The organism is Fuscovulum sp. (assembly GCA_035192965.1).
Classification (GTDB): Bacteria; Pseudomonadota; Alphaproteobacteria; order Rhodobacterales; family Rhodobacteraceae; genus Paragemmobacter.
On record CP136571.1, the window covers coordinates 1,012,946 to 1,038,099 of the forward strand.

A 25,154-nucleotide genomic window follows, 5' to 3' on the forward strand; every position below is an offset into this window, starting at 1 on the left:
CGTCAGCGGCGACGGACGGAATTGCCGCCGTCAATGATCTGATTGATCCGTTTCGCCACAGCTTTGTGCAACTCTTCGTCGCCGTCTCCGGGCGGGGCATCGGCGTGGGCGGCCGCGGCATCCTTGAGGATTCCGACAATTTCCCGCTCGGGCAGGATGTTGCGGTCGTTCAGGGCAAGCAGCAGCGATTCGACAATCGCAAGGGCGGCGTGCCCGGCGGAGTGCATGGAAGTGGACATCAGGTTTCGACTTTCACGGGGTTTCATGCCATAATTTGGCACCTAAGCAGCATCGTCGCAGGAAAGTGCCGCGTCGGGCTGATCTGTGTCAGCGTTCAACGTTCTCTTTTGCAGAATATGGCAGTGAAGCAGTGCCCCAAGAGCCCTGCTTCGGAAAGTGTGGCCATGAAAGAACCGACCGCCGTTCTGTCAGTGCAGGACAGCCCCTTTGCGCGAAAACTTTCGGCCTTCGTCCGGCTTTCGCAGGAAGAAATGGAGGCGATGTCGGACCTCTATCGCCGTCGCCGCCATTTCGCGGTGGGCAGCGACATGATCCATCAAGGGCAGAAAGATCAATGCGCCTATGTGCTCGCCTCGGGGTGGGCGTCGTCTTACAAGATTCTTCCTGACGGCTCGCGGCAGATCGTGGATTTCCAGATCCCGGGTGATTTTCTGGGATTGCGGTCGGTGTTGTTCCGCACTTCGGACCATAATGTGGAACCGCTGACCCCGATGCAGGCATCGGAGGTGCAGCAGAAGGACCTGCTGGATGTCTTTGGCCGCACGCCCCGGTTGGCCATGGCGGTCCTGTGGGCCGCGTCGCGGGATGAAGCCATGGTGGTGGAGCGTCTGGTCGATCTGGGGCGTCGTTCAGCATCGGTGCGGATGGCGCATTTTCTGCTGGAACTGGGGTCCCGGTTGCGGATGGTTGGGCTGGGGGATCGGACCGGCTATGCCTGCCCGTTGTCGCAATACCTGCTGGCGGATGCGTTGGGGCTGAGCGCGGTGCATGTGAATCGGGTGCTGCGCGAGTTGCGGGAAGAGGGATTGCTGACGTTTCAGCGTGGGCGGGTCACCTTTGACGATTATGACGCGCTGGTTGCCCATGCGGATTTTGACCGCGCCTATCTGGATCTGGACGGGCCGTTGCTGGGATAGAGGGGGCCGTCCGGAGCGCGGATCGCCCCGGGCGGGCCCGGTTCGCCGGGGCCGGGTCAGGCAAGCGCGTGACAGGCAGCGGAGAGCGACTTGAGGCAATCGGCATCGTTATGGGCCGAGAGAGATGCCTCTGCGGCCTGAAAATGGACCAGAGCTGCATCCTTTTTCGGACCTGCGGGGGCTTTTTCCCAAGCAGCGCGCACGATGGACATCCGGTCGCGGGTTGAGGTGAAGTATTTCGTCGTCATGGTCGGTTCCTTGTGGGGCGCAGCTTTCTTTACAATGCCGAATACCCGACGAGGCCTGAAGGTGAGGCCTGAGGGCGGGACCGGGGACGTCGTTGGGTTTGCCGGGATTGGGGCTGTGCCGGATCAGCGAGGATTCGCGGATCGGGGGATGTGTATAGGCCATTCTGCAGACGGAGGAACTGATGCAGATTGGCATAGGCCCGATCCCGCCGGTGGGGCGGCGCGGGCCGTCATGGGGCGATGAGGGCCAGCGCCTTGCGGCAGGGGGATCGCGTCATGCCGGATCTTCCATTTTCGGTGCGTCGTTCGGGATCAGGGTTTCCGGCAGGCCCCGGTCGGCGAGCAAGGCGGCATCGAGATCCTTTTCGGTGATCGGGAGCAATTCGGTTTGCCCGGCCTGCACCCCGCGCCCCCGGACCCGCAGATAGGTGGCGACGCGGCGGAAGGCTTCAAACGTGAGGCCGTCGAGGCGTTCATCTTCGCGCAGGACATCGTAGCTGCCCGAGGGGAAATCCCTGTCATGGCCGGGAAGGCGGAAGCTGTTGCGGAAGGTGACGGTCGCTGTGGTGGATCGCATGGCTGTCGCGGACTCCGGCTGTTACCCGCAGGTCCGGTGCCATCTGGCAACGGTTGGGATGGGCGTGAGCCTATCACCGCGCCCGTTGGGGAAGGCTGATGCGGATCAGTGCGGGTGGGGGTGTCGGGGCGGGCTGCGTGGCGGGTGCGGAAGGCGGGGAACCGGAAGGCCCCTGTTTGCGTTTGTTCTGCGCAAGGGCCGTTTCGGCCCATGGCCACAGAAATATCGGAGACGCCCATGGCGCAATTCAACAAAATCACAGTTCTTGTCGGCCCGCTTGTCGGGCTTTTGCTGGCTGGTGCGGCCTTTGCTGCGCCGGACGACAAGGTGAAATCCGTCGATGTCGAGATGGACATCACAGCGCTGACCAATGCGGCGGCTGCCGTGCGTTTTGCCAATACGGCCGATGACCTGCAGGGCGCGATCCTGGCGCGGGTTGTGGACCGGACCGCGGAAGAAGGGATCGAGATCAAGATCGACCTGTCCGAAGTGGAGCTGAGCAATTCGTTCACCGATGCGGTGGGCGCCGCGGATACCCGTCTGGTCGGCGTGGTGAATGTGACCGACATGAACGACAACACCAACTTCAACACCTATGAGTTGACGGTGACTGTCGAGCAGGCGGCAACCTTCTTCCCGCAAGGGTTCGATCAGACCACCGTGACGGCCAGCAGCGACGAGTTCTATCAGGCGCTGATTGCCGCCTTTGCCGATGGCGTGGTGCGTCGCTTGGACGAATAAGCCACTTAACTGGCTATTTGGGGGGCGGGGCCGCGCAGGCCCCGCCCTTTTTCGTTTCCCAGTGCCGGTGCGGCGCGCGGCAGCCTGTCAGGACCGGCGCAGATACCAGGCCTGAAGCCAGCGCATGGGCGGGCCGGCAAGGCCGCCGACCAGATGCAGCGCCTTGATCGACGTACCCGGCAAGACGAGAAACCGGTTCGCTGCCATGCCGCGGATCAGCGCCGTGGCGACCTGATCCGCGCTCAGGACGCCGCCAAGGGCTGCCATCCGGCTGGTGACCGCCGGGCGCAGCGGGAGTTCCGCCGTGAGTTGCGGTGTATCTGTATCGGGAGGCATGCAGAGCGTGACGCCGATGCCGTTCGGCGCCAGTTCCACGCGCAAAACCTCGGCGAGGCCACGCAGGGCGAATTTTGAGGGGGCATAGGCGCTGTAGCCGTAAAGCCCGGACAGGCCCGCCGCGGAAGAGATCAGGCCGATGCGTCCTTTGGGCAGAAGATGCGGCAGGGTGGCGCGCAGGGCGTTCAGGCAGCCGAAGTAGTTGACGTTCATCACATCCAGATGCGCCTGTGGCGCGATGTCGGCAAAGCGGCCGGGCACGGTGATGCCGGCAGAGCAGACCAGCAGTCCCGGCGGACCCAGCGCATCGACGCAGCGCTGGATGGCGGCGGTCAGGCCGGCAGCATCGGTCACGTCGGCGGCTTCGACATGCACGGGCAGGCCGGGGCTTTGGGCGCGAATCCTCTGCGCAGCCTCGTGCAGCAGGGCGGGTTTGCGGGCTATCAGCGCGACGGGGTGGCCCCGTTCGGCCAGACGCAGCGCCGTGGCAAGGCCGATGCCGCTCGAGCCTCCGGTGATGATGGCCGGTCCTTGGGGCAGGGGCATGGAACCTTTTCTCGTGCAGGAAGGCCGGGCCAGAGGCGCGTCAGATGGGGCGGCCGAGAACCTGTAAATAAACGTCGCGCAGCCGGTCGCGATAGATTTCGGGCGCATAGCGCGCGGCCTGTTTCACGCCGGCCGCAGAGAGTTTCGCTCGCAGATCGGCGTTGCGGTCCAGTTCGATGATCGCGTCGGCGATGGCGCGGGGATCGTACGGGTCGATCAGCAGGGCGGCGTCGCCCGCCACTTCCGGCGTGGAGCTTTCGCGCGATGTGATGACAGGCGTTCCCAGCAGCATCGCTTCGAGGATGGGCAGGCCGAACCCTTCGTAGAGCGAGGGGAAGGTCACGGCCTTGGCCCCCCGGATCAGGCTGACGAGCAGGGGGAACGGGGCATAGTCAAAGCGGCGGATCCGGTCGCGGGTGATGGTCAGGCTGCCGATCTGTTCCAGAAAGCGGTTGGTCGTGTCGTTGATCAGGCGCAGTTCGTTTTCGGATTTCCAGGCCTGCGCGCCGACGATGACGAGCGGGGATTCGACCTTGGACGAAAGATAAGCCTCGATCAGGCGGCCGACGTTCTTTTTCGGTTCGAGAGAGCCGAAGAACAGGAAGTAGCCCTTGTAGGGCAGGCCGAAGGTGCCTTCGACCTCGCGCTGGACCACGTCGTCGGGGCGGTTGCGGAGCTTGGCCGGGATGTCGACGGATTGGTAGGTGTTGGTGACCTTGCTTTCGGGGCAACGCAGCAATTCGATGATGTCGTTGCGTGAGGTTTCGGACACCGTGATGATGTGGTCGGCGCGTTTGACGATGCGCCGCATCAGTTTGAGGTAGTGCTTTTTCGGGTCCAGCGTGGTGTAGGGCAGACGCAACGGGACCAGATCATGCAGGGTGTAGATGTTCTTTGCGCCCATCATCCGCAGCGGCAGCGGATAGGTCCAGTGCATGATTTCAGGGGGTTGGGCGAGACGCACTGGTTTGCGTTGTCCAGTGAGATAGAAATAGGCATCAGCGGCACCGAAAAGGTTGCTCGCATTCCAAAGCTGGTCTGCATAGGGCATCCGTGAGGAGAAGGTCTTGGAAATGACCTTGCCGGTGCGCGGGATTGCCTTTGGAGAGGACCACAGGAAGGTGCGGGCCATCTCTGTGGTCTGGTGAATGATGCGTTCCAGTTTTGACTTTTCGGTCACGGGATCGAAGAAGTCGATCTCTCGAAGCAAACCATCCCGCCCGCCATAAGACCGGCTGCCATAGAGCACATCGACGCCGAGGCCCATGTTGTGCAGTTCATAGGACAGGTTGCGCGCATAGGTGGAAACCCCGGTGCCTTTGTCGAGGGCGAGGTTCATCCCGTCGATCATGATCCTTGTTTGCATTCTGCCGTCTTTGCCTTTGATGGGGTTCCGCCCTGTGCGGGGCGCCTTGGGATCAGCGCCGCCAGAATTGCAGCAGATCGGTGATGGGTTTTGAATCCTGCAACACCTCGCGCAGATGCTCGGGGTTGCGTTTGGTGATCGGGATGGACTGGATCAGCGGGTGATCGAAGATCGTCTTGCCTACCGGGGCCTTGAGGGGCCAAAGGTCCAGCGGAAAGGCGTTGATCAAGGGGTCGGTGTCAAAGTCGATCGGCCGCCAGACATCATCGATCGTCCGCATCAGATGGGCCCAATCGGTGTGTTTCTTGCGGTCCTGCACATAGACCGGGAGCTTGTTGCGGCCCATCCCCCGGTACAGATCGATGATGCGCAGATCGACGCTGTCTTCGTCGAGAAGATCCAGTTCGGACAGACCGCTGACCTTGCCGCGCGGCGAGAAGTAGAGGCAGGGGATACCGTAGCTTTCGGCGAAGACCATGCCGTGCAGGCTGGTGGAGACGAGGCGTTCGCATTCCAGAATGTCGTTCAGGCGCGCGCGCAGGGCATCGGGGGTGACGTCGGTCACAGTGTTGATCAGGCGAACGGAGCTGCGTTCGCTTTCAGGGATGTGGTAGCGCAGGAAGGCATCCTTCACCTGCGCGTCCAGACTGCGATCTTTGAGATCGGCGAGATGGACGATCACGCCCAGTTTCCAGCGTTTCTTCAGTTTGGGCCGATAGAAACGGGGCAGGAGCCAGACCGGATCGCCATAGGCGGGCGTGCCGACGGCGTTTTCATCGCCAAGGATGCGGCGGGTGACCGGGCCGCGGGTGGCAGTGACGCGGAACTTGGCCACGCTGTTGGGGATGAAGGGTTCCTTGCCGGGCCCCTTATGCAGGGGGTTGCGGTATTTCGAGGTGCCGGTTCCCCAGAGCCATACCTCGCCCCCGGTGAAGCCATGCGCGATGGTTCCGACGGCGGCCATGCGGATCGCTGTGCTGTTCTGGGCCTTGTGGCTGCTGGGCAGGCCGGAGAGCAGGGTGACCATGACCGGGCTGAGCGCGTCGCCGAGGTTGGCGACACGATCACCCAGAACGAAAGACAGCGGGATGCTGCCGGTTTCTGCGACGGACTGTCTGAGAGAGGTTGTCACATTCTGTCCTTTCACCGCGCGATCAGAACCGGAAATCCGTTTCGGCTCGGGATGTGAGCCGCCATTGGCCCTTGGCATCCCGTGGAGCGAGGGGGAGGGGGAAGCTCTGGACCAGATCGGCGGCATCCAGTTCCAGCGGGGCCCAGTTTGCCATGACGAAATCGGCTGCCGCCTGCCAATCGGTGGGGTCCTGGCGATCCTGGGCGAAGGTGGGCAGATGGCTTGCCCCGGCGCCGAGATAGAAATCGCGCATCCGGTGATCAATCTTCACGCTGTCATCGGCAAGGTCCAGCCGGGTGCCGGTGCCAGGGCCTTCGGTGCTGAACCAGGCGCAGGGGATCCCATAGGTTTCGGCAATGACAAGGCCGTGCAGACTGGTGGACAGGATCATGCGGCAGGACGCGATTTCGGCGACCTTGGCCTTGAGCGCCTCAAGCGTAGGTTCGGTAAGGGTGTTGATGACCCGGATCGAGCCTGACAGCGTTTCGGGAATGTCATAGCGCCGGTAGGCGGCGCGAAGGGGCGCATCGGGGCGCAGCGCATCCAGTTCGGTGATGTGGACGATCACGCCGATATCGGTGGTCTTGGCCACATCCGCCATGGGCCAGATGCGGGGCAGAAGCCAGACCGGATCGCCATGGGCGCAGGGCCCGGACGTCAGGCCCGCCTCGCGCAATAGCCCGGCGCTGCGGGGGCCGCGGGTGGCATGGACGTGAAAGGCGGTGTCCGGTGGGGCGATGAAATGGCCCAGATCGGGTTGCACGGCGTTGCGGGTGGCGTCGAAGCCGGTGCCCCAGACATGCAGGGTGCCATTCTTTTGCGCGTGCCCGATGGTGCCGACGCCGACCAGTCGTTCGCAGGCTTTGTCGAAATGGGCGTGGCGGACGGGAACGCCGGCAAGGGCGGCCACCACGACGGCGCTGAGGGCATCGCCGAGATTGGCATAGGGTGTGCCTTGCGTGCTGGCCACCCAGGAGAGCGGAACACCGCCGTGATCGGCCACAAGGCGCGACAGCAGATCTTGTTTGTCCTGCGGGCCGAACCGGCGGGGCGCGGGTGCCTTGCGCGGGGGTGTCGCAACCGCATTGGCCCGCGCATCGGCCTGTCGCAGGGCCACGACATCATGCTGAAGGCACAGGTCGGTAAGGACCGGATGCTGCCAGATCGTCTGGCCCGGTGCTGGAACCACAGGGTTGAGCGGGAAGGGAAAGGCGTCGATCAGCGGCTGCGTATCGAGGGTGACGGGGCGCCAGTGGTGATCGACCGCGGCCATGACCGCGGGCCAATCCGTCAACGCGTCGCGCGGCTGCACATAGGTCATGACCGATGATTTGCCGAGGCCGCGATACAGATCGATGATGCGCAGATCGAGATCGCCCTGCGGATCGAGCGGTTTTTCCGCCGGACCGATCACGTCACCGTTTGGTGCGAAGTAAAGGCAAGGAATGCCGTAGGATTCGGCGATGACCATGCCGTGCAGGCTGGTGGACACGATGCGTTCGCAGGCGAGGATTTCGTCGATCTTGTCGCCGATGGCCTGCATCGAGATGGGCGCGCAGGTGGTGATCAGGTGAACGTCATCTGCAAGCTCTGCCGGGATGTCGAAGCGGCGGATATTGTCGCGCGGGATGGCAACGGGGCTGCGATCCTTGAGTTCCGACAGGTGGAGGATGGCGCCGATCTTCCATTTCTTTTCGACCTGCGGGCGATAGAACTGCGGCAGGATCCAAACCGGATCGCCGTACACCCCCGGTTTGTGGCCATCAGGACCGGCGAGAAGCTGTTCCGAGACGGGGCCGCGCGTGGCGGTGACAACGAACTTGGACTGGGGGGGGACGGTGAAGGGAACGCGCTCGTCCAGCGGGGCGGAGGGGTTCTTCCAGCTGGAGCAGCCGGTGCCCCAGAACCAGACCTCGCCCTCGGCGAAACCGTGGCCGATGGTGCCGACAGCCGCCATGCGGAGCGATCTGGATCGGGTGGGAACGCGGCGGATCTGGCGGCCGGACAGCAGGGCCACCATGACCGGACTGAGCGCATCGCCGAAATTCAGATAGTCCATGTCCGTGGACGATCCTGCCCAGGAAAGAGGCAGCGGTTCGTCTTCCGGAACCCGGGCGCACAGGTCTTTGTTCATACTGGTACCAACACGTCTTACTCACACACACACGCCACGAACTGCACGGCTGCGCGCAGAGGTAGGGGTTTTTCCTTGTCCTGTCCATCATCGTCAACGGCGGATTCAGAAAGGAAAATCTGCATACGTGGCGATTCTCGGCCCATCCGAGGCTGCGGCACTGCCTAGATGAAACGACCATAGACCCGAAGACTTGCCTCAGAACGGGCCCGGGGACGGGGGTATGTTGACGCTTAATCGTAACCGGCAGGAGAGTTCTTTAGGCGCTTTGCCTGTTTTTTGGGCGAAATTTTGCTTTAACCACCCTGCGGGCGGCCGGAGCGGAGTGCAACTTGCTTGTTCGCAAGGTAGACCTATGGTTTGTCTAGACGTGAATATGTCGTTCGTTGATACAGTCAGTCTGTGTGTGCGTAAGGGGTGAGAAGCGTGCAGCCGAAGGGCAAACGCTTCAGTTAAAAGGATAACCAGTGCCATGATCCGGGTTTGTGTCCCGCATCATTCGTGCGCCCGTTCGGCTTTTTGCTGTGTTGCGGCGCATCGATCATGCGAAAACGCGGTTCGTAGGCCTTGAGCTTGCAAACCCTCATTACCGGGCGGGCCTGTCGCCTTCCGGGGGCAAATGACCCAAAGGCATTTGCCGACTCGCTTTTTGCGGGCAGCGATCTGGTGACCGAAATTCCGCGGGAGCGGTGGTCGCGGTCGGCATTTCTGCATCCGCAGCCGGGAGTGCGCGGGAAATCCTATACGTTCGCAGCGGGTGTGCTGGACGACATCTGGTCTTTTGATGCGTCTGTCTTTGCGATTTCCACCCGCGAGGCATCGCAAATGGACCCGCAGCAGCGAGTCCTTTTGCAGGTTGTCTGGGAGGCGCTGGAGGATGCGGGCCTGCCGCCCGAACGGCTGGCGGGGCAGAACGTGGGGGTGTTCGTCGGGGCATCCACCATGGGTTATGGCGCGCGGCTTGCCCATGATCCATTGACGGCGGACGCCTATATGATGACGGGCAACACCTTGTCATTGGTGTCGAACCGGGTATCGCATGCGCTGGACCTGCGCGGCCCCAGCCTGACGGTGGATACGGCCTGTTCGTCATCGATCTTTGCACTGGCGTTGGCGCAGCAGGCCATGGACCGGGGCGAGATCGATACCGCGATTGTGGCAGGTGTGAATATCCTGCTGGACCCCAGCCATTTCGTAGGGTTCTCGGCTGCGCGGATGCTGTCGCCGACGGGGCGCTGTCGCCCGTTTTCGGCACAGGCCGATGGATATGTGCGGTCCGAGGGCGCGGTTGCGCTGGTGCTGGAACGCAAGCGGGCGGCTGACATCCTGCCCCGCGCTGCCTATGCCGCCATCCTTGGCGTGGCCACCAACAGCGACGGGCGGACTGTGAATGTCGCACTGCCGTCGATGGAAGGGCAGAGGGGGCTGATCGCGGGTCTTTATGATGCGGCAGGGGTCGATCCTGCCACGCTTGCCTTTGTCGAGGCGCATGGGACGGGAACGCAGGCCGGTGATCCGATCGAGGCGACGGCGCTGGGTCTTGCGCTGGGCCAACACCGCGACAGGGCGCTGCCGGTTGGTTCGGTGAAATCGAATATCGGCCATCTGGAACCTGCGTCGGGTGTGGCGGGGATGTTGAAGGCGCTGATCGCCTTTGAGCGCAGATGCTATCCCCGGACTTTGCATGCCGACGAGGTCAATCCCAATATCGATTGGGACGGGTTGAACCTGGCGCTGGTGCCGGAAAGCCTGCCCTTGAGCGGTGAAGGTGTTTTGCGCGCGGGGGTCAGTTCGTTCGGGTTTGGCGGGACGAATGCCCATGTGATCCTGGAGCAGGTGGAGGCGGTGGCTGCCCCGGTGGCGCCGGTGGCCGGTAAGGAGCCGCCGATCCTGCTGACATCGGCGGCGAGCGCCGAGTCCTTGGGCAAGCTGTTGGGGGCGTGGTCGGACCGGCTGGCGGCAAAGAGTGGGGCTGCGACGGAAATGGCGGCCTATACTGCGGCCGATCTGGCGCAGGAGGCCGCGCAGGCACGGGCGTTCCGGCCGACCCTGCCGCTGCGGGCGGCTGTGCTGTGCGATGATGCCGGACGGGCCGCGCGGGCCATGACCAAGGCTGCGGGCGGGCAGGCAAGCCCGCGGGTGATCACAGGCAGATCAATGCTGCGGGAGGCGCCGACGGCGTTCGTCTATTCCGGGAACGGGTCGCAATATGCGGGCATGGGACGGGCGGCATTGGCGACGGACAAGGCCTATGCCACCGCGATGCGGCGGATCGACCGGTTGTTCAAGGGATTGTCGGGTTGGTCCATCATCGAGGCGCTGAACAGCCCGACGCTGGAGCAGGACTTGCGGGATTGCGCCGTAGCGCAGCCCTTGTTGTTTGCGGATCAGATGGCCCTGACCAATGCCCTGGCGGCGCGGGGGTTTGTGCCTGCGGCGGTGATGGGCCATTCGGGGGGCGAAGTGGCGGCGGCCTGTGCCAGTGGCGCGCTGAGCCTGGAACAGGCGTTGCTGCTGATCCATCAACGGAGCCTGTCGCAAAAGCCGTTGCGTGGCCGGGGGGCCATGGCGGCGCTGAGCGTGTCGATGGAGGAGGCCGTTGAAAGCCTGGCCGCGTTCGGGGGCAGGATCGAGATTGCCACGGAGAACAGCCCCCGGCATGTGACGCTGGTTGGCACGCCCGAGGCGATTGATGCCTATGTGACCTTTGCGCGGCGCGAAAAGCGCTGGGCCTGCGTGAAGCTGCCGATCGACTATCCCTATCACGCCTCAGCGCAGGATGAGGTGTTGGAGACGCTGGCGCGGTCGCTTGACGGGCTGAAATGCCGTGCGGCGCGGATTCCGTTCTTTTCATCGGTTCTGGGACATGCCGTCAGGGGCGAGGAGCTTACGACCGATTACTGGTGCGCCAATGTGCGCCAGATGGTGCGGTTCCGCGATGCGATGAACAGCCTGAAGGATGCGGGTTTCGAGGCCTTTATGGAGGTGGGCCCTGCGCCGGTGCTGACCAGCTATATGACGGCCTGCCTTGGCAATGACGTGGCCGATGCGGCGATCCTGCACAGTTTCGAAAAGCAGGATACGCCGGACGTCAATCCGGTGCGGCGGACGCTGGCGCGGGCGATGGTCCATGGGGCGCGGATTGCGCCAGGGCCGTTGATGCCGGAACCCTTGCGGTTTGATCGTGATCTGCCGCGTTATCCCTGGACCAATGAAATCCACCGGACCGATGTGACCCCCGCGATTGATGCGCATTTCGGCAGTGGCGCGGATTACCACCGCCTGCTGGGCATACGGGATGTGGAGGATGGTACCTCGTGGCGGGTGGATATGGATCTTGGCACGTTGCCCGAGATGGCGGATCACCGGATTGGTGCCGATGTCCTGCTGCCGGCGATGGGATTTGCCGAAATGGCAACCCTTGCGGCGCAGCGGGGATTGAAGACCGACAGGATCGAGTTGCGCGATCTGGACATTGCCGCGCCGCTTGTCCTGACGATGGGCAATCTGGTGACGGTGCGGGTTTCGGCCCTGCTCGCGCAATCGGTGGTCAGCATCGAGAGCCGGGGGCGAGGTGCCGATGCCGTTTGGCGCGATCACATGCGCGCGCGGTTCTTTGCGGCGCAGCCGGTTGCAGATTTGCGCAGGTTCGAGGGCGGGCCATCGGAGCAAGGCGATCTGTCGGGTGAGGTTCTGTATGAGGCCGCGCGGGAGATCGGCCTGAATTACGGTCCGGGGTTCCGCCGGGTGCAGCATGTGCGCTGCCTGTCCGCCGACCGGGTGGAGGTTGTGCTGTCGCCAGGAGAGGCGTTCAACGCAAAGGAAGAAGGGTTCGCCCTTGATGTCATCGGCGCGGATGCGGTGTTCCACGGGATCATCGGGGCCATGATGCAATCGCCCCGATTTGGGGGGCAATGGGCCTATGTGCCGGTTCGGATCGGGCGGATGATCCTGACGCAGCCGGGCGTTCAGATTGCATCGGGTGACATCAGGATCCGCCGGGCGGGCCAACGGTCGCTGCTGGCGGATTTCACCTTTTTCGATGCGGAAGGTGATGAAATTGCCCGCATGGACGGCGTCCGGTTTCAGGTGGCCAGCCGGTTGCGTGGGCTGAACCTTGCGCAGCATGGGTTCCGCATGGAGACGGTTCCGATTTCCGAGCCGGTATCGACACCATCCTTGACCCTTGCCGAGGCGCAGGATCTGGCGCGCGCTGCAAGCCTGACGCCGGAGGATGACGCCTTTTTCTTTCTGGAAGGTGTCGCGCTGCAGGTTGCGCATGAAGGTGCTGTGGCGCTGTGCGATGCGGCGGGGCGCATCCGATTTGCAGACATGTCCGGGCCGGATGACACGGAACTGGTTCAGGGGGTGACCGGTGGTTTGGCCCCCACTGCCTATGCGGCGGCTGTCCTGGGCATTCTGGAGCGGGCAGAACTGGCCCAGCGGTCGGATGCCGGTTGGCAACTGACCATGGCAGAGGATGACATTCCCCCGGTCGATGCCTTGCTGCGGGTTCTGCTGGCCGACCGGCCCGACCTTGGCCCGGAGACGGCGCTGCTGGCACGTCTGTCGGAAACCTTGCCTGCGCTGCTGTGCGCCAGTCAGACCGATGCGGAAGCGACTTTTGGGCGCGGCGCGCTGCTGAACTTTTTCGAGGGGTCGATCTTTGTCGAGCGGCGGCAGTCCTTTCTGATTTCGCTCGTCCGGAAGCTTGCGGCGCGCTGGCCAGAGGGGCGTGGTTTCCGGATTGCCGAAGTCAGTGACGGGCGGGCGCAGCTGTTGCCGCGCCTGTTGACGCTGGACGAGGCGAAGGCCGCGGCGTTCTGGGAAGTGCAGGCGGATTGCTTTGGGGATGCGGCGGCGGGTCAGGCAATGCCGCCGGACCGGGTGGAGGTGGTGGGGGCTACGGTTGAAGCATTGGCCGAGGCGCCGCTGTTTCATGTGATCTTGCTGCCTGCAACGCTTGGCAAGGCGCGCAATCCGGATGAGCTGATGAAACGTCTGATCAGCCGGCTTGCCCCCGGCGGGCGGATCATCGCGCTGGAGCCGCGACCATCGGATTTCTGTGATCTTGTGCTGGGGCTGGACCGGGACTGGTTTGCCGATGTGCCGGGGCTTGAGACGCCGATTTCGCGCTTGATGGGGGCGGATGATCTGGTGCGGATCGTGCGCAAGGCAGGGTTGGAAACGGTGCAGGCGGCGGAACTGCCGGATGGAATGGGCGGGGCGACGCTGTTGGTTGCGGAGGTGGCGCAGACGAGCCGGCTTCCGGTTGGGTCTGCCCCGTTGCGCGCCGCGATCCGGGCGGTGGTGATGGATGAACCGGGCGATACGGCGGGCGAGCAATCGGCATCCGAATTGGCCCCCGCACCGGTGAAGGACCGGGTTGCCGGGTTGCGCCACATGCGGCCGGACGGGCAAGAGAACGTGGTGGTGCTGTGGTTCGATCCCGAACCTTCGGCACAGCCGGCAGACAGGATGGCGGCGCGTCTGTTGATCCTGCGCGATCTGCTGGAAAGCGCGAAGGGCAATCTGGCCCGCATGATCGCGATTGTTCCGGGCGGGTCCGGACAGGCGGTGGCGGGCCGCGCCTTGCCCGAACAGGTGGCGATCTGGGCGGCCTTGCGCAGCGCGCAGAATGAATATCCGCGGTTCAGGGTGTTCTGCATCGATCCTGTTCCTGAGCTGACCGGGCCAAATCTGGCCAATCGCGTGGCGGGCGTTGTGGCGCAGGGGCATGGCGAGACGGAACTTGTTCTGACGGCGGATGCGGCGCATGGCCTGCGGTTGATGCAGGGCCTGAAAGGGGCCATTGCGCCACCCGGCAGCGGGCACAGGGCGGTTTTGTCCGCGCCGGTCTGGAGCGGGATCGACGAGATTTCGTGGCAGTCCTGCCCGCGCCGCGCGCCGCAGGCGGGCGAGATCGAGGTCGAAGTAGCGGCGACCGGTTTGAACTATCGCGATGTGATGTGGTCGATGGGGCTGCTGCCGGAAGAGGCTTTGGAAAAGGGATTTGCGGGGCCGACCATCGGGATCGAATGTTCCGGCCGGGTTGTCGCCTTGGGGGAGGGCGTGACCGGCTTTGCCATTGGCGACAAGGTGGCGGTTTTCGGACCGAACAGCTTTGCGTCGCATGTCACGGTGGCGGCGGACCTTGCCGCGCCTTTGCCTGAGGGAATTGATCTAAGCGCGGCGGCGACATTGCCGGTGGCGTTCTTCACCGCGCATTATGCGCTGGTGCATCTGGCGCAGCTGTCAGCCGGTGAAACGGTTCTGATTCACAGCGGGGCGGGCGGCGTTGGATTGGCGGCGATCCAGATTGCGCTGGCGCAGGGCGCGAGGGTGATTGCCACCGCCGGGTCCGGTGTCAAACGGGGCGTGCTGTCGCGCATGGGGGTGCAGCATGTGCTGGATTCGCGCAGCCTCGCCTTTGCGGATGAGGTGATGCGCCTGACGGAAGGGCGCGGCGCGGATGTGGTGCTGAACTCTTTGGCCGGGAAGGCCATGGAGGCGAGCCTGTTCTGCACGGCGCCCTTTGGGCGTTTCATCGAACTGGGCAAGCAGGATTTCTATGCCAATACGGCGGTCGGCCTGCGCCCGATGAAGGAGAACATCGCTTATTTCGGCGTGGACGTGGATCAGCTGATCATGGGGCGCCCGGACCTGTTCCGCAGGCTGTTTGCCGAGATGATGCGCGGGTTTGCAAACGGCACGCTGCGGCCCCTGCCATTCCGTGCGTTCGATGGTGAGCAGGCGGTCGAGGCGTTCCGGCTGATGCAGAAATCGGGGCATCTGGGCAAGATCGTGGTGCGGCCACGGGCGCCGGCAGGGTTGCCGCAAAGCGCGGCGGTGGCGCGCTATGCGGCGGACCCGATGGGGGCGCATGTGATTGTCGGCGGGTTGGGCGGGCTGGGGATCGAGATTGCCCGGTGGCTTGTGCGGCGCGGGGCGCGGCATCTGGTTCTGCTGGGGCGGACGGCCAGCCCGACAGGTGAGGCTGCGGCCTGGATCGACCGGAGCAGGGCAGCCGGCGTGAGCGTTGAACTGATGGCCTGTGATGTTGCCGATGAGGCAGCGTTGGGCGCGGTTCTGGAAGACATCCGCACCCGGGCGCCGATTGCCGGGATCGTGCATTCGGCGATGCTGCTGCAAGACATGCCGATGAAGGATCTGACACCGGCGGTGCTGGAGCAGGGCCTTGCGGCCAAGGTCAGCGGCGGGGCCAATCTGGACCGGCTGACGCGGCAGGACGACCTTGGCTATTTCGTCCTGCTTTCGTCTATTTCGACGCTGATCGGGAACCATGGGCAATCGGCCTATGTCGCGGCCAATGCCTATCTGGAAGGGATCGCTCGGGCGCGGCGGGACGCGGGGCTGTGCGGGTTGGCGCTTGGCCTAGGGGCGATCAGCGATGCGGGGTATCTGACGCGGGACAGCGGCAAGGCGGCGCTGGTGAAGCGGATGTCGGGACATGTGCAGATGACGGCGCGCGATGTGACGGCGGCGCTGGACCGTCTGTTGCAGGAAGGGGCGACAAGCGAGGCGGTGGTGCATGTCACGCCGATGCGCTGGGGCGCGACGAGTGCGGCGCTGAAGACGATGACCGGGCCGAGTTTCCGGCTGTTGCGCAGTCTGGGGCGGCGTGAAGGGGAAAGCGCCGATACCGAAAACCTGCGCGACACGCTGCTGAGCCTGCCGCGCGCCAAGGCGGAAGAGCGGCTTTCGGCCTTTTTGCTGGGGCGCATCGCCCACATCCTGCATGTGTCGGAAAAGGCTGTCAGCATCCGGCGTCCGATCACGGAACTGGGGATGGATTCGCTGATGGGGGTGGAACTGGGGCTGACGCTTCAGGAAAGCCTGGGCAGTGACCTGCCGGTGACCGCCGTTTCCGATGGGCTGAGCATTGCGCAGATTTCGGACCGGATCGTGACGCATCTGCATGAGGCCAGTCGGACGGACCCCGCCCTGTCGGCAAACCAGTCCCTGATCCAGCAGCATATCAATTCGGACGTTGCGCAGCGACCGGCCCCGGCGGGTGGGCCAACGGCATCCATCGCGCCATTCAGGCGGGTGCCGCCCAAGACGGCAAAACAAGGGTTCCCGGCATGAATTCGCAAGATCATAGAATCAAGCTGATCGCCAAGGCGCGCTATGCCGCGGAGCGGCGCAGTTCAACGGCGAGTGCGCAGTCCGTGGCCTTTCACGCGACGCCGTTCGACCAGCTGGTCCAGTATCGCAATCTGGAAAAGATGCGTATGGCCAGCAGTATCATGGGCATCGAGAACCCGTTCTTTCGCAGCCATGCAGGCCGTGCATCGAACAAGACCGAGATCGCCGGGCGTGAAGTGATCAACTTCGCGTCCTATGATTACATCGGGCTGAACAGTGATCCGCGACCGGTGGCGCAGGCGCATGCCGCGCTGGACCGCTATGGGGTATCGCCGTCGGCAAGCCGGTTGGTGGCGGGCGAACGCCCCGTTCATGCCGCGTTGGAGGCAGCGTTGGCGCGCCATTATGGCACGGCGGCGGCCATCGTCTTTGTGAGTGGCCATGCCACCAATGTGGCCACGATCGGGGAGTTGATGGGTGAGGGGGATCTGATCCTTCACGATGCCTACATCCACAATTCGGTTCAGATCGGCGCGCGGCTGTCGGGCGCAGCGCGGCGCAGTTTCGCCCATAACGACATGTCCGCGCTGGAGGCCCTGCTGGAGGAGAACCGGTTTCGGGCGCGCAACGCCCTGATCGTGGTCGAAGGATTGTATTCCATGGACGGGGATACGCCGCCCTTGGCCGAACTGGTGGCGTTGAAGCGCAAGTATGGCTGCTGGCTAATGGTGGATGAGGCGCATTCCCTTGGCGTTGTCGGCGCGCGGGGGCGTGGGTCTTTTGAGGCGGCTGGTGTGAATCCGGATGACGTGGATATCTGGATGGGCACCTTGTCGAAGACGCTGGCCGCATCGGGGGGGTATGTCTGTGGAAACGCGGCGCTGATCGATATTCTTAAGTCGAACGCGTCGGGGTTTGTCTATTCGGTGGGGCTGGCCCCGGCCCTTGCCGCATCGGCCACCGAGGCGCTGGCCATTCTGAACGCAGAGCCGGAGCGGGTGAGCCGTTTGCAGGCCAATGCGAAACTGTTCCTGAAACTCGCGGCTGAGGCCGGGCTGGATACGGGGCTGGCCGAGCCCTATGCCGTGGTTCCCGTCATGGTGGGGGATTCCATGCTGGCGGCCAAACTGTCGGAGCGGATCCTTGCGCGGGGCGTGAATGCGCTGCCGATCATCTTTCCGGCAGTGCCGATGCAATCCGCGCGGCTCCGGTTTTTCATTTCATCGCTGCATGAGGAAAGCGATTTACGAACGGCTGTTCAGGTTGTGGCGGAAGAGTTGGAGCGGCTGTGTGAGGAAGAGTTTCACAACCGGTTGCCGGCGCATCTGTTGTCGATCTGATGCGAGCTTTGCCCGACAGATTTTCGCGTGGAGCGGGCGCGCTGACTGGCTGGACAGCGTCGCAGGTCACAGCCGTTTATTGCGGCGGTCCCTGCGCGGCAGTTTGGCCGGGCAAGGGTGAAGGGTTCGGTCTGTGACCTTTGTCGCCTATGATGTGACGCGGCTGTTTCTTGGCCCGATCAGCCGGACGCCGCGCGGGATTGACCGGATCGACCTGCTTTTGGCGCAGCATTTCTTTGGCACGCAACCGGATTTGACCGTCGGCGTTCTGCCCACGCCCTGGGGGGTGCGGACCTATGACAGCCGGCGTGTTCTGCGGGGACTGGACCGGTTGCAGGGGCTGTGGGCGGAAAAGGGCAGGGCCGAGGATGACCGGGCGCTGCACTGGCTGCGCAGCCGTATTTTGGGACGGCAGATGGGGCCCGCCCCGCAGGTGGGCAAGCTGACGCCGCTGCAAAAGGTGCAGCGGATCGGGGCGATGATCGGAGCCACCGGGTTTTCCTTTGGGCGGTCGGTGACGGCATCGCTGCCGCAGGATGCGGCTTATCTGAATGTGGGGCAGATCAGCCTTGCGCTGGAATCCATGTTCCGCTGGCTTGACCGGCGGCCTGATGTGCGGGCGGCGATGATGTTGCATGACGTGATCCCGCTGGAACATCCTGATCTGGTGGCGCGGACGTCGGTGCAGTTTCACGACCGGATGGTGAAGACCACGGCGCGGCATGCGGATGGTGTGATCGTGACGACGCAATCGGCAAAGGCGGCTGTTTTGCAGGCGCTGCGGCGGGAGGAGCGGATGGACATTCCAAGCCTTGCCGCGATGCTGCCTTTGGATCCGGGGTTTGATGTGCTGACGCGTCCTGATCCGGAACTGGCGAGCCGATCCTATTTCGTGGTCTGCGGTGCCATAGAGCCGCGCAAGAACCTTGCTCTTTTGCTGGAGGTTTGGCGCGATCTGGTGGCGCGGCTTGGGCCAGCGACGCCACATCTGGCCGTGGTGGGCACCCCGAATTTCAGGGGGGACGAGATTTTGGCGGCTTTCGCGGCCTGTGAGGCGACGACGCCGTTCATCCATGTTGCATCTGGCCTGTCCACGCCGGGGTTGGCGGTGCTGATCTCCGGGGCGAGGGCCCTGCTGATGCCATCGCTGGCCGAGGGGTTTGGTTTGCCGATCCTGGAGGCGCGGGCGTTGGGATGCCCGGTGATTGCATCGGATATCCCGGCGCATCGCGAAGTGATGGGGCCAAACGGGACATTGCTGCCCCCGCAGGATGTGGCGGGATGGGCAGAGGCGGTGCTGGCGGCACGCAACGCCACGCATCGCCCCGCGCGGCGGGCGGCGGCCGAATTGCAAGCAGCGCGGCAAGGCTTTGTGGCGATGATCGAAGCATTCCTAACCGAGGCGCCGCAACTGGCCCAACCGGTCGCACGGAGAGCGGGATGATCGAGCGCAAGCAGGCGAGCCTTCTGTCCCGGCATGAACGGGAAGTGCTGCGCTGGCTGGCGCTGCGCCTGCCGTTCTGGGTGACGCCGGACCGTCTGACGGGCTTTGGCGTGTTCGGGGCGGTGGTGTGTCTGGTGGGATACCTTGCCTCGGCTGTGTCGGTGCATTGGCTCTGGCTGGCGAACTTGGGGCTATTGTTTCACTGGTTCGGCGATTCCCTTGATGGGACGCTGGCTCGGGTGCGCCGGATCGAGCGGCCCAATTACGGGTTCTATCTGGACCAGACGATTGACGTGGTGGGCAATCTGGTGATTGCGCTGGGCGTAGGGCTTTCGCCCTGGGTGCGGATGGATTCCGCGCTGTTCATGTTGACGGCCTATCACATGCTGTCGATCCACAGCTTTGTTCTGAGCGTGGTGACGCGGCGTTTTCATATCGACGTGATGGGGTTCGGGCCGACGGAAATGCGCCTTGGCATCATTCTGATGAATCTGGCCATTCTGATTTCCGGGGCCGAGCCGTTCCCGCTTCTGGGCCTTTGGATCACGTGGTGTGATGTTTTGATCTGTTGGGCGGCGCTGGTGATGATGTGCGTCTTTGTGATCTTGCTGTATCGCGAGGCCAACGTGCAGCGCGCGCGTGACCGGCGTGATCAGGGGCTTTGATCGCGACGGGTTTCCTAGAAATCCGGAAGCAGGCTGTCGAGGTTGGGATCATCGGCGGGAAGATCGGCGATGAGGGCGGGTGCGTCATCATCGGCCTGCCCGAATGCGGCGATGGCCTCGGCCACGGTGGGATAAAAAACCAGACTGTGGTTCTGGATGACGGCACCGACATCGGCGAAAAGACGCATGTCGCGCGGGGACCGTGTGGTGAAGAAGAAGGCGGCCTCTTGCCGGCGCTGCTTGGCCATGGCGAGGCATTTGTCGCGGAAGGCTGCGTCGCCGCCGAAGATGGTGCCATCCGCAACATAGCAATCGGCGGGAATGGCATAGCTGAGGGCGAAGACCAGCCGCGACCGGAGCGAGGCGTTGTAGGACGACAGCCGCCGCTTGAACATCGGGCCGAGGTCCGCAAATTCCTCGACAAAGGCGCAGAGGGTTTTCGGGTCCAGACCGTAGAGGCGGGCTATGTAGCGGGCGTTCTCTTCGCCCGTCAGGTAGCGGTTGAGCGTGGCGGGAAAGCCGATGGGCATGGACAGCCGCCCGTGCCTTTGGATGCGGCCACTGTCAGGGGTTACGGCACCCAGAACCATGTTGATCAATGTGCTTTTGCCGCTGCCCCGTGCGCCCAGAACACCGATGGAGACATGGGGCGGCTGAGAGAAGCTGATGTCGGAAAGAAGGGGGCGGCCATGCGCCGTCTTGGTGACATGTGAAAAGGCGAGGATCATTCCTTGAGCCTGCCTTCACAGGCCTTGATCATGACGAGGCCGAGGGTGACGGTGCCGACGGCCCATGCGGCGAGATAGCCGCGATCAAGATCAATGGCGGGATAGGTTTCGAAAAAACCGAGCCGGAACCATTCCACCCCATGCAGCAGCGGGTTGTAGGAAAGGTAGTGCCGCGCCAGCGGGGGCAGGGTTGCTACGACATAGAACACGCCCGAGAAGAACAGCATTCCGCGCGCAAAGAGCGAATAGACCAGCGCGTAGAGTTTGAAGATCTTTGTCAGGACGCCGTTGATCAGACCGAAGCCGAAGGCCGTGATGGCGAGGATCAGAACCGCATAGATGACGTCGAGCAGGTTTTGCGGAATGGCCGGTTCACCGAAGAAGGCCAGCACGGCAAAGACGGCGGTGCCAAAAATGACGAGGGTCAGGAATTCCAGAACCGCGCGTGCCACGGCGATATCAATGAAGCCGACAGTCTGGACTTTGTTGAAGGCACGGCCGGACCGGATGGCACTGATGATGCGTGAACTGAGGTGCATGAACAGGAAAAACGGCACGATGCCCGTTGCCAGGAAAACACCCAGGCTGATCCCGAAATCCGGTTGCCGGTGAATGGCGTGAAAGATCAGGAACATCACGAAGAACTGGGCGACCGGTTCTGCAAGGACGAGGAAATACCCCATCGCAGAGATGCGGAAGCGAACCTTGATATCGTGCAGCATCAGGGCGAGCATGACCCCGAACCGCAGGCGCAGGCCGGATGATCCTGTCAGGACCGTGTTGTTCGCCTGCATGGGTGCCATGGCCGACCTTACAGATGATCGCGCAAGGACAGCGCCACGAGGGTGCTGACGATCCAGAAGCACAGCGAAACGGCCAGCACGATGATCAGCGCCCGAAACAGATCGGGATAGTTCGATGTTTGTGGGGCAGAGGGCTGAACATAGGTCAGCACATAGAAATGCTGCTGGCTTAGCCTTTGTTTGGCGGCATTCAGGGCGGCCTCGGTGGATTGGTAATTGCTGGTCGCGATGGTGAGTTCAAGTTGCAGGTTCTGGAATTCCTGCAACTGCGCGGCATAGGAGGCGGGGGAGCTGATATTGCTCAGCTCTGCCGAGCTTTGCGCGACGCGCTGGCGGGCCTTGACGATTTCGTCGGCAATGGCGGCGGCCTGACGTTCGAGTTGGGTGACCGAAGGGGCATCCTCTGTCAGCTGTGAGGACAGGACGGCAATCTGCGTGGTGACAGAAACATATTGATCGGTGAGTTTGCCGACGAGCAGATCGGTCATGCTGGCTTCGGCGGCGGGGTCGATGCTGAGGTACTTTGACCGGAAGGCCTGCACGGCATCGCGCGCCGCTTGCAACCGTTTGACCGAGGCGGCGACCTGACCTTCCAGAAAGGTCACGCTGTCGGCCAGAGGGCGCAGGTTCAACTCGTTGATCAGGTTTTCGCTGAGCACCACCATTTCGGCAGCCAGAGCCTGCGCATCTTCGGGAGAGAAGGCCCGGATCGTGACGGTTGTCAGGCCGGTCATCATGTCGAAGTTGGTGCTGATCTGACCTTGCCAGTAGCGCGCCAGTGTTTCCTGCGAGGCGTCTTCCGGCAGGCGGGCCAGCCTGTCGATCCGGCTTTGCTAGAACATCGCGCGGAGGTCGAGTTTCTGTTCGATGTCCGTGATGGCCTGCGGGCTGGACAGGTAGTCGGAGACCATGAAGTTCGCGACCATCATTTCCGCCATGGACGCACCGGTAGAGGTGGGGCTGGTGCTGACGGTGCCGTCGCTGTTGGCTGTGCCTGCCGAACCGCCGGACCCTTGCATGACATAGCTGAAGCTGGCCGAATACTGCTGGGTGGCGACCTGTATGATATAGAACCAGGTGGCCGCAAGGGGGGCGATCACGCAAATGAGGAACCAGCCAAGCACGGTGCGACTGCGGCGGGCGCGGGCCGGTTTCGGAAGCTGGCTGACGACCTTGGACCAGTCCTTTGCCGCCGGCTCATCCCCTGGTTGGATGCCTTCGACAACCTGAACATTCGGGCCGGTGGATGTTTGCAGCCGTCTGGGTTCTTTCATCGCGTCTTGCACTCGTACAGGCCACATTTCGCAGCCGGACACACAACAGATAACGGGAACAGAGAATACGCCTTTGCGCGGTCCCTGTCGCGGTTGAAAATCAGGCCGATCATAGGCGGTTTGCGAGCGTGGTGGTGGAGGAAACCTGTTGGGTCGCACCGGTGAGCAGGCGGAAGGCCTTGGTCAGGTCCACGCTTTGTGCATTGGCGATCAGCACGATGTCATTGGCCCGGATGGAATAGGCCTGTGCGGCGAAGATGCCGTCGATGCTGTCCATATCGAACTGGTAGATCGTGGGCACCCGTTCGGCATGGGCGACCGAAGCCGGGATCGTGACGCCAAGCGACCGCAGCAGGCTGCGGTGTTCATGGCGCAGGACATAGATCCCTTTGCTGTCGGCCCGTCCGTCATCGAGACCGCCAGCCTGGCCGATGACTTCGGCAAGGGTCAGGCCTGCGCCGGGCAGGGGTTGGCTGGCCTCGCTCGTTGCGGCGCCGAGGACGGTGTAGTTCTGGGGGGACAGGTCCAGCGTAATGATGTCGTCGGGTTGCAGGCGGATGTTGAGTTGCGGGCGATCCTGCAAGGCGGACAGCCGCACCTCGCGCGTTTCACCGCGGCGCGTCATCTTGATCAGCGTGTCGCTTGGGGGGTGCAGGCTGCCGCCGGCACGGGCGATGATTTCCAGCAGGGTTTCGCCTGCCGGGGTCAGCAGGACCGGGCCCGGTGTGCGCGCCACGCCGCCCACAAGGACGGTGTTCGATACATCGGTCGTGCGCTGCACCATCACGTTGGGTGAGGGTGTCTGGCTTTGAAGCTGTTCGACAAGCAGCTTACCGAGCGATTGTTCGGTAAGACCTGCCGCCTTGACGGAATTGATGTAGGGCAGGGTGATCATCCCGCGCGAGTCGATCTGAACGTCGGGCAGGGTGACAAGGTTGGAGCCGACCTGCACGCCTGTTGCGCTGGAGGCGGAGAAAAGGCCCCCGGCTGCCTGTTCGATGACCGTGATGGACAGAACATCCCCTGCGCCGAGGACCGTGCCTTGCGGGCCGGTATCGCGGAAGAAGCCGGATGTGGCGGTGGCGGAGGCGCCGTTCTTGTTCAATCCGCTGACAAGGGCGAGAGAGGCCTTGACCGAGACGACGTTGCTGTCGGGGTCTTTTTCCACCTCTTCCGTGACATCACGGACTGTGGGAGAGCCGCTGGGAAGTGTTGAGCAGCCTGCTGTCGCAAGAAGGGTGGCAAAAGCCGCCATAAGGGGCAGGTATCTTGCGTGATGGGCAGACCGCTCCGCGCCCGCCCTAGACCACATCGAACCATTTACCCGCATACGACCACTCGACCTTCAACCAACACATCACGCATTGGCGACGCAAAACACCGTCGCCCTACAGCGGACCCGCGTTAACAAACGGCTGGAAAGAGGTGTAAAGTCAAGTCTGTCCAGACGGTTTCGGGGCCTGCGGGGCCGTGCTGGGATCAGCTTTTTCAGCAAAGTAGCCCATTTGCCGCGCCATCCAAGGCGGGCTCGCGGCAAGCGGGTATCATCCGGATGCCCCTATGCGGGGCCTTGGGGATGGTCGTGCCCCGACCTGAAGTTCGGCATGGTTAGGAGGTGGCGGGGGCGCGCTTGGCTGTTCCGTCGCCTTCCTGCACCCGCGTTCCTGTCCGCCCTTCGACGATTGGGCGGGCGTCCTGCAAGCGGCCGATCCCGGCGACCTTGCCGCCTGCCCGTACGAAATCGCTTGCGGCGATGATCTTTGGCCCCATGGAGCCGGCGGCGAAAGGCAGGTCATCAAGCGCGTCGGGTGTGACCGTGGAAATGGCCGCCTGATCCGGGCTGCCCCAATCGCGAAACACGGCTTCGACATCGGTCAGCATGAGCAGCATGTCGGCCTTCAGCAGGCGGGCGAGAAGCGCGGCGGTGTGGTCCTTGTCGATCACCGCCTCGACCCCTTCCATCGCGCCATCCTTGCGCCGCACGACCGGGATGCCGCCACCACCTGCGCAGATTACGCAGACCCCCGCCTCGACCAGCAGATGGATCGGCGCGCTGTTCAGAAGCGCGACAGGACGCGGGGAGGGGACCACGCGGCGCAGGCCGCCAGTGGGTTCTTCGACCATAGACCAGTGGTGTTCGGCACGCACGAGTTTCGCGTCTTCGGCGCTGTAGACCGGGCCGATGGGTTTGGTGGGTTGGTCGAAGGCCGGGTCTTGGGGATCGACCTCGACCCGCGTGAGCAGGGTGGCGCAATCGGTGCCGGGTGGCAGGGCGTTCATCAGTTCCTGTTCGATCAGATAGCCGATCATGCCTTCGGTTTCGGCCCCCAGTATATCGAGCGGCCATGGGTTGCCCGGCGCAAAGCTGGCCGCCTGCAACGCCATAAGCCCGACCTGGGGGCCGTTGCCATGTGCCACGATGATCTGATGATCGCGGGCGAGGTCGGCCAACGCGGCCGCCGCGATGCGAACATTGGTGTGCTGTGCCGCGGCGGTCATTGGCTCGCCGCGTTTGAGAAGGGCATTGCCGCCAAGGGCCGCCACAATGCGCATG

General features: G+C 63.5%; 19 protein-coding genes. 6 read left to right on the forward strand and 13 right to left on the reverse strand.

Going from position 1 to position 25,154, the window contains the following annotated elements:
- Positions 1-2: 2 nt before the first annotated feature.
- Positions 3-239: a hypothetical protein gene (locus tag RSE12_05040; protein WRH63706.1), complete on the reverse strand. Its 237-nt coding sequence runs from the start codon at positions 237-239 to the stop codon at positions 3-5.
- 165 nt (positions 240-404) lie between these two features.
- On the opposite strand from RSE12_05040, the gene RSE12_05045 reads away from it, so the two are divergent.
- Positions 405-1,157 (forward strand): Crp/Fnr family transcriptional regulator, encoded by a 753-nt coding sequence (locus tag RSE12_05045; protein WRH63707.1) that lies wholly within the window; start codon positions 405-407, stop codon positions 1,155-1,157.
- A 56-nt stretch (positions 1,158-1,213) separates the two neighbouring features.
- Here RSE12_05045 and RSE12_05050 read toward each other — a convergent pair whose 3' ends face one another.
- Both RSE12_05050 and RSE12_05055 read right to left on the reverse strand, forming a co-directional pair.
- Positions 1,214-1,405 (reverse strand): hypothetical protein, encoded by a 192-nt coding sequence (locus RSE12_05050; GenBank protein ID WRH63708.1) that lies wholly within the window; start codon positions 1,403-1,405, stop codon positions 1,214-1,216.
- Between the two features lie 274 nt (positions 1,406-1,679).
- Positions 1,680-1,982, reverse strand: a complete 303-nt coding sequence (locus RSE12_05055; protein WRH63709.1) for a hypothetical protein — start codon at positions 1,980-1,982, stop codon at positions 1,680-1,682.
- Between the two features lie 237 nt (positions 1,983-2,219).
- Between RSE12_05055 and RSE12_05060 the strand changes: the two genes are divergently transcribed.
- Positions 2,220-2,723 carry a hypothetical protein gene (locus RSE12_05060; GenBank protein ID WRH63710.1) on the forward strand — a complete coding sequence of 168 codons (504 nt, stop codon included), beginning with the start codon at positions 2,220-2,222 and terminating at the stop codon, positions 2,721-2,723.
- Positions 2,724-2,810: 87 nt separating this feature from the next.
- Here RSE12_05060 and RSE12_05065 read toward each other — a convergent pair whose 3' ends face one another.
- The 4 genes from RSE12_05065 to RSE12_05080 all read right to left on the reverse strand — a co-directional run bounded on the left by RSE12_05065 (position 2,811) and on the right by RSE12_05080 (position 8,162).
- On the reverse strand, positions 2,811-3,605 hold the full coding sequence (locus tag RSE12_05065) for an SDR family oxidoreductase (GenBank protein WRH63711.1): 795 nt from the start codon (positions 3,603-3,605) through the stop codon (positions 2,811-2,813).
- A gap of 40 nt (positions 3,606-3,645) precedes the next feature.
- Positions 3,646-4,956 (reverse strand): glycosyltransferase family 1 protein, encoded by a 1,311-nt coding sequence (locus RSE12_05070; GenBank protein WRH63712.1) that lies wholly within the window; start codon positions 4,954-4,956, stop codon positions 3,646-3,648.
- A gap of 67 nt (positions 4,957-5,023) precedes the next feature.
- Complete coding sequence (locus RSE12_05075; GenBank protein WRH63713.1) at positions 5,024-6,103, reverse strand: polysaccharide pyruvyl transferase family protein; 1,080 nt, start codon at positions 6,101-6,103, stop codon at positions 5,024-5,026.
- A 22-nt stretch (positions 6,104-6,125) separates the two neighbouring features.
- Positions 6,126-8,162, reverse strand: coding sequence for a polysaccharide pyruvyl transferase family protein (locus RSE12_05080; GenBank protein WRH63714.1), 2,037 nt, complete (start codon positions 8,160-8,162; stop codon positions 6,126-6,128).
- Positions 8,163-8,810: 648 nt separating this feature from the next.
- Between RSE12_05080 and RSE12_05085 the strand changes: the two genes are divergently transcribed.
- From RSE12_05085 to RSE12_05100, 4 genes are all read left to right on the forward strand, one after another.
- A complete protein-coding gene (locus RSE12_05085) occupies positions 8,811-16,346 on the forward strand; it encodes an SDR family NAD(P)-dependent oxidoreductase (protein WRH63715.1) in 7,536 nt (2,511 codons plus the stop codon).
- On the forward strand, positions 16,343-17,686 hold the full coding sequence (locus RSE12_05090) for an aminotransferase class I/II-fold pyridoxal phosphate-dependent enzyme (GenBank protein WRH63716.1): 1,344 nt from the start codon (positions 16,343-16,345) through the stop codon (positions 17,684-17,686). Before RSE12_05085 ends, RSE12_05090 begins: the two co-directional genes overlap by 4 nt.
- A 133-nt stretch (positions 17,687-17,819) precedes the next feature.
- Entirely contained in the window at positions 17,820-19,130 is a 1,311-nt protein-coding gene (locus RSE12_05095) for a glycosyltransferase family 1 protein (GenBank protein WRH63717.1), read from the forward strand.
- Entirely contained in the window at positions 19,127-19,795 is a 669-nt protein-coding gene (locus tag RSE12_05100) for a CDP-alcohol phosphatidyltransferase family protein (GenBank protein ID WRH63718.1), read from the forward strand. The genes RSE12_05095 and RSE12_05100 overlap by 4 nt, the downstream gene beginning before the upstream one ends.
- 14 nt (positions 19,796-19,809) lie before the next feature.
- Here the strand turns inward: RSE12_05100 and RSE12_05105 are convergent, their stop codons facing one another.
- The 6 genes from RSE12_05105 to arcC form a co-directional block, all read right to left on the reverse strand.
- Positions 19,810-20,523 (reverse strand): ATP-binding cassette domain-containing protein, encoded by a 714-nt coding sequence (locus tag RSE12_05105; GenBank protein WRH63719.1) that lies wholly within the window; start codon positions 20,521-20,523, stop codon positions 19,810-19,812.
- Positions 20,520-21,317: an ABC transporter permease gene (locus tag RSE12_05110; protein WRH63720.1), complete on the reverse strand. Its 798-nt coding sequence runs from the start codon at positions 21,315-21,317 to the stop codon at positions 20,520-20,522. Before RSE12_05110 ends, RSE12_05105 begins: the two co-directional genes overlap by 4 nt.
- A gap of 17 nt (positions 21,318-21,334) precedes the next feature.
- The gene (locus RSE12_05115; protein ID WRH63721.1) at positions 21,335-22,063 is read right to left on the reverse strand and encodes a hypothetical protein; all 729 of its coding nucleotides are present in this window, start codon (positions 22,061-22,063) and stop codon (positions 21,335-21,337) included.
- Between the two features lie 96 nt (positions 22,064-22,159).
- Positions 22,160-22,600, reverse strand: coding sequence for a hypothetical protein (locus RSE12_05120; GenBank protein ID WRH63722.1), 441 nt, complete (start codon positions 22,598-22,600; stop codon positions 22,160-22,162).
- A gap of 109 nt (positions 22,601-22,709) precedes the next feature.
- Entirely contained in the window at positions 22,710-23,768 is a 1,059-nt protein-coding gene (locus RSE12_05125; protein ID WRH63723.1) for a polysaccharide biosynthesis/export family protein, read from the reverse strand.
- 440 nt (positions 23,769-24,208) lie between these two features.
- Complete coding sequence (gene arcC, locus RSE12_05130; protein WRH63724.1) at positions 24,209-25,153, reverse strand: carbamate kinase; 945 nt, start codon at positions 25,151-25,153, stop codon at positions 24,209-24,211.
- Between the last annotated feature and the right edge of the window lies 1 nt (position 25,154).

Bases quoted from the DNA above. Each gene is read 5' to 3' on its own strand.
- RSE12_05065 (WRH63711.1), bottom strand. From the start codon at position 3,605: ATGCCCCTGCCCCAAGGACCGGCCATCATCACCGGAGGCTCGAGCGGC.
- RSE12_05070 (WRH63712.1), bottom strand. From the start codon at position 4,956: ATGATCGACGGGATGAACCTCGCCCTCGACAAAGGCACCGGGGTTTCC.
- RSE12_05115 (WRH63721.1), bottom strand. From the start codon at position 22,063: ATGATGACCGGCCTGACAACCGTCACGATCCGGGCCTTCTCTCCCGAA.
- RSE12_05060 (WRH63710.1), top strand. From the start codon at position 2,220: ATGGCGCAATTCAACAAAATCACAGTTCTTGTCGGCCCGCTTGTCGGG.
- RSE12_05050 (WRH63708.1), bottom strand. From the start codon at position 1,405: ATGACGACGAAATACTTCACCTCAACCCGCGACCGGATGTCCATCGTG.
- arcC (WRH63724.1), bottom strand. From the start codon at position 25,153: ATGCGCATTGTGGCGGCCCTTGGCGGCAATGCCCTTCTCAAACGCGGC.
- RSE12_05110 (WRH63720.1), bottom strand. From the start codon at position 21,317: ATGCAGGCGAACAACACGGTCCTGACAGGATCATCCGGCCTGCGCCTG.
- RSE12_05105 (WRH63719.1), bottom strand. From the start codon at position 20,523: ATGATCCTCGCCTTTTCACATGTCACCAAGACGGCGCATGGCCGCCCC.
- RSE12_05080 (WRH63714.1), bottom strand. From the start codon at position 8,162: ATGGACTATCTGAATTTCGGCGATGCGCTCAGTCCGGTCATGGTGGCC.
- RSE12_05040 (WRH63706.1), bottom strand. From the start codon at position 239: ATGTCCACTTCCATGCACTCCGCCGGGCACGCCGCCCTTGCGATTGTC.
- RSE12_05045 (WRH63707.1), top strand. From the start codon at position 405: ATGAAAGAACCGACCGCCGTTCTGTCAGTGCAGGACAGCCCCTTTGCG.
- RSE12_05090 (WRH63716.1), top strand. From the start codon at position 16,343: ATGAATTCGCAAGATCATAGAATCAAGCTGATCGCCAAGGCGCGCTAT.
- RSE12_05120 (WRH63722.1), bottom strand. From the start codon at position 22,600: ATGAAAGAACCCAGACGGCTGCAAACATCCACCGGCCCGAATGTTCAG.
- RSE12_05055 (WRH63709.1), bottom strand. From the start codon at position 1,982: ATGCGATCCACCACAGCGACCGTCACCTTCCGCAACAGCTTCCGCCTT.
- RSE12_05100 (WRH63718.1), top strand. From the start codon at position 19,127: ATGATCGAGCGCAAGCAGGCGAGCCTTCTGTCCCGGCATGAACGGGAA.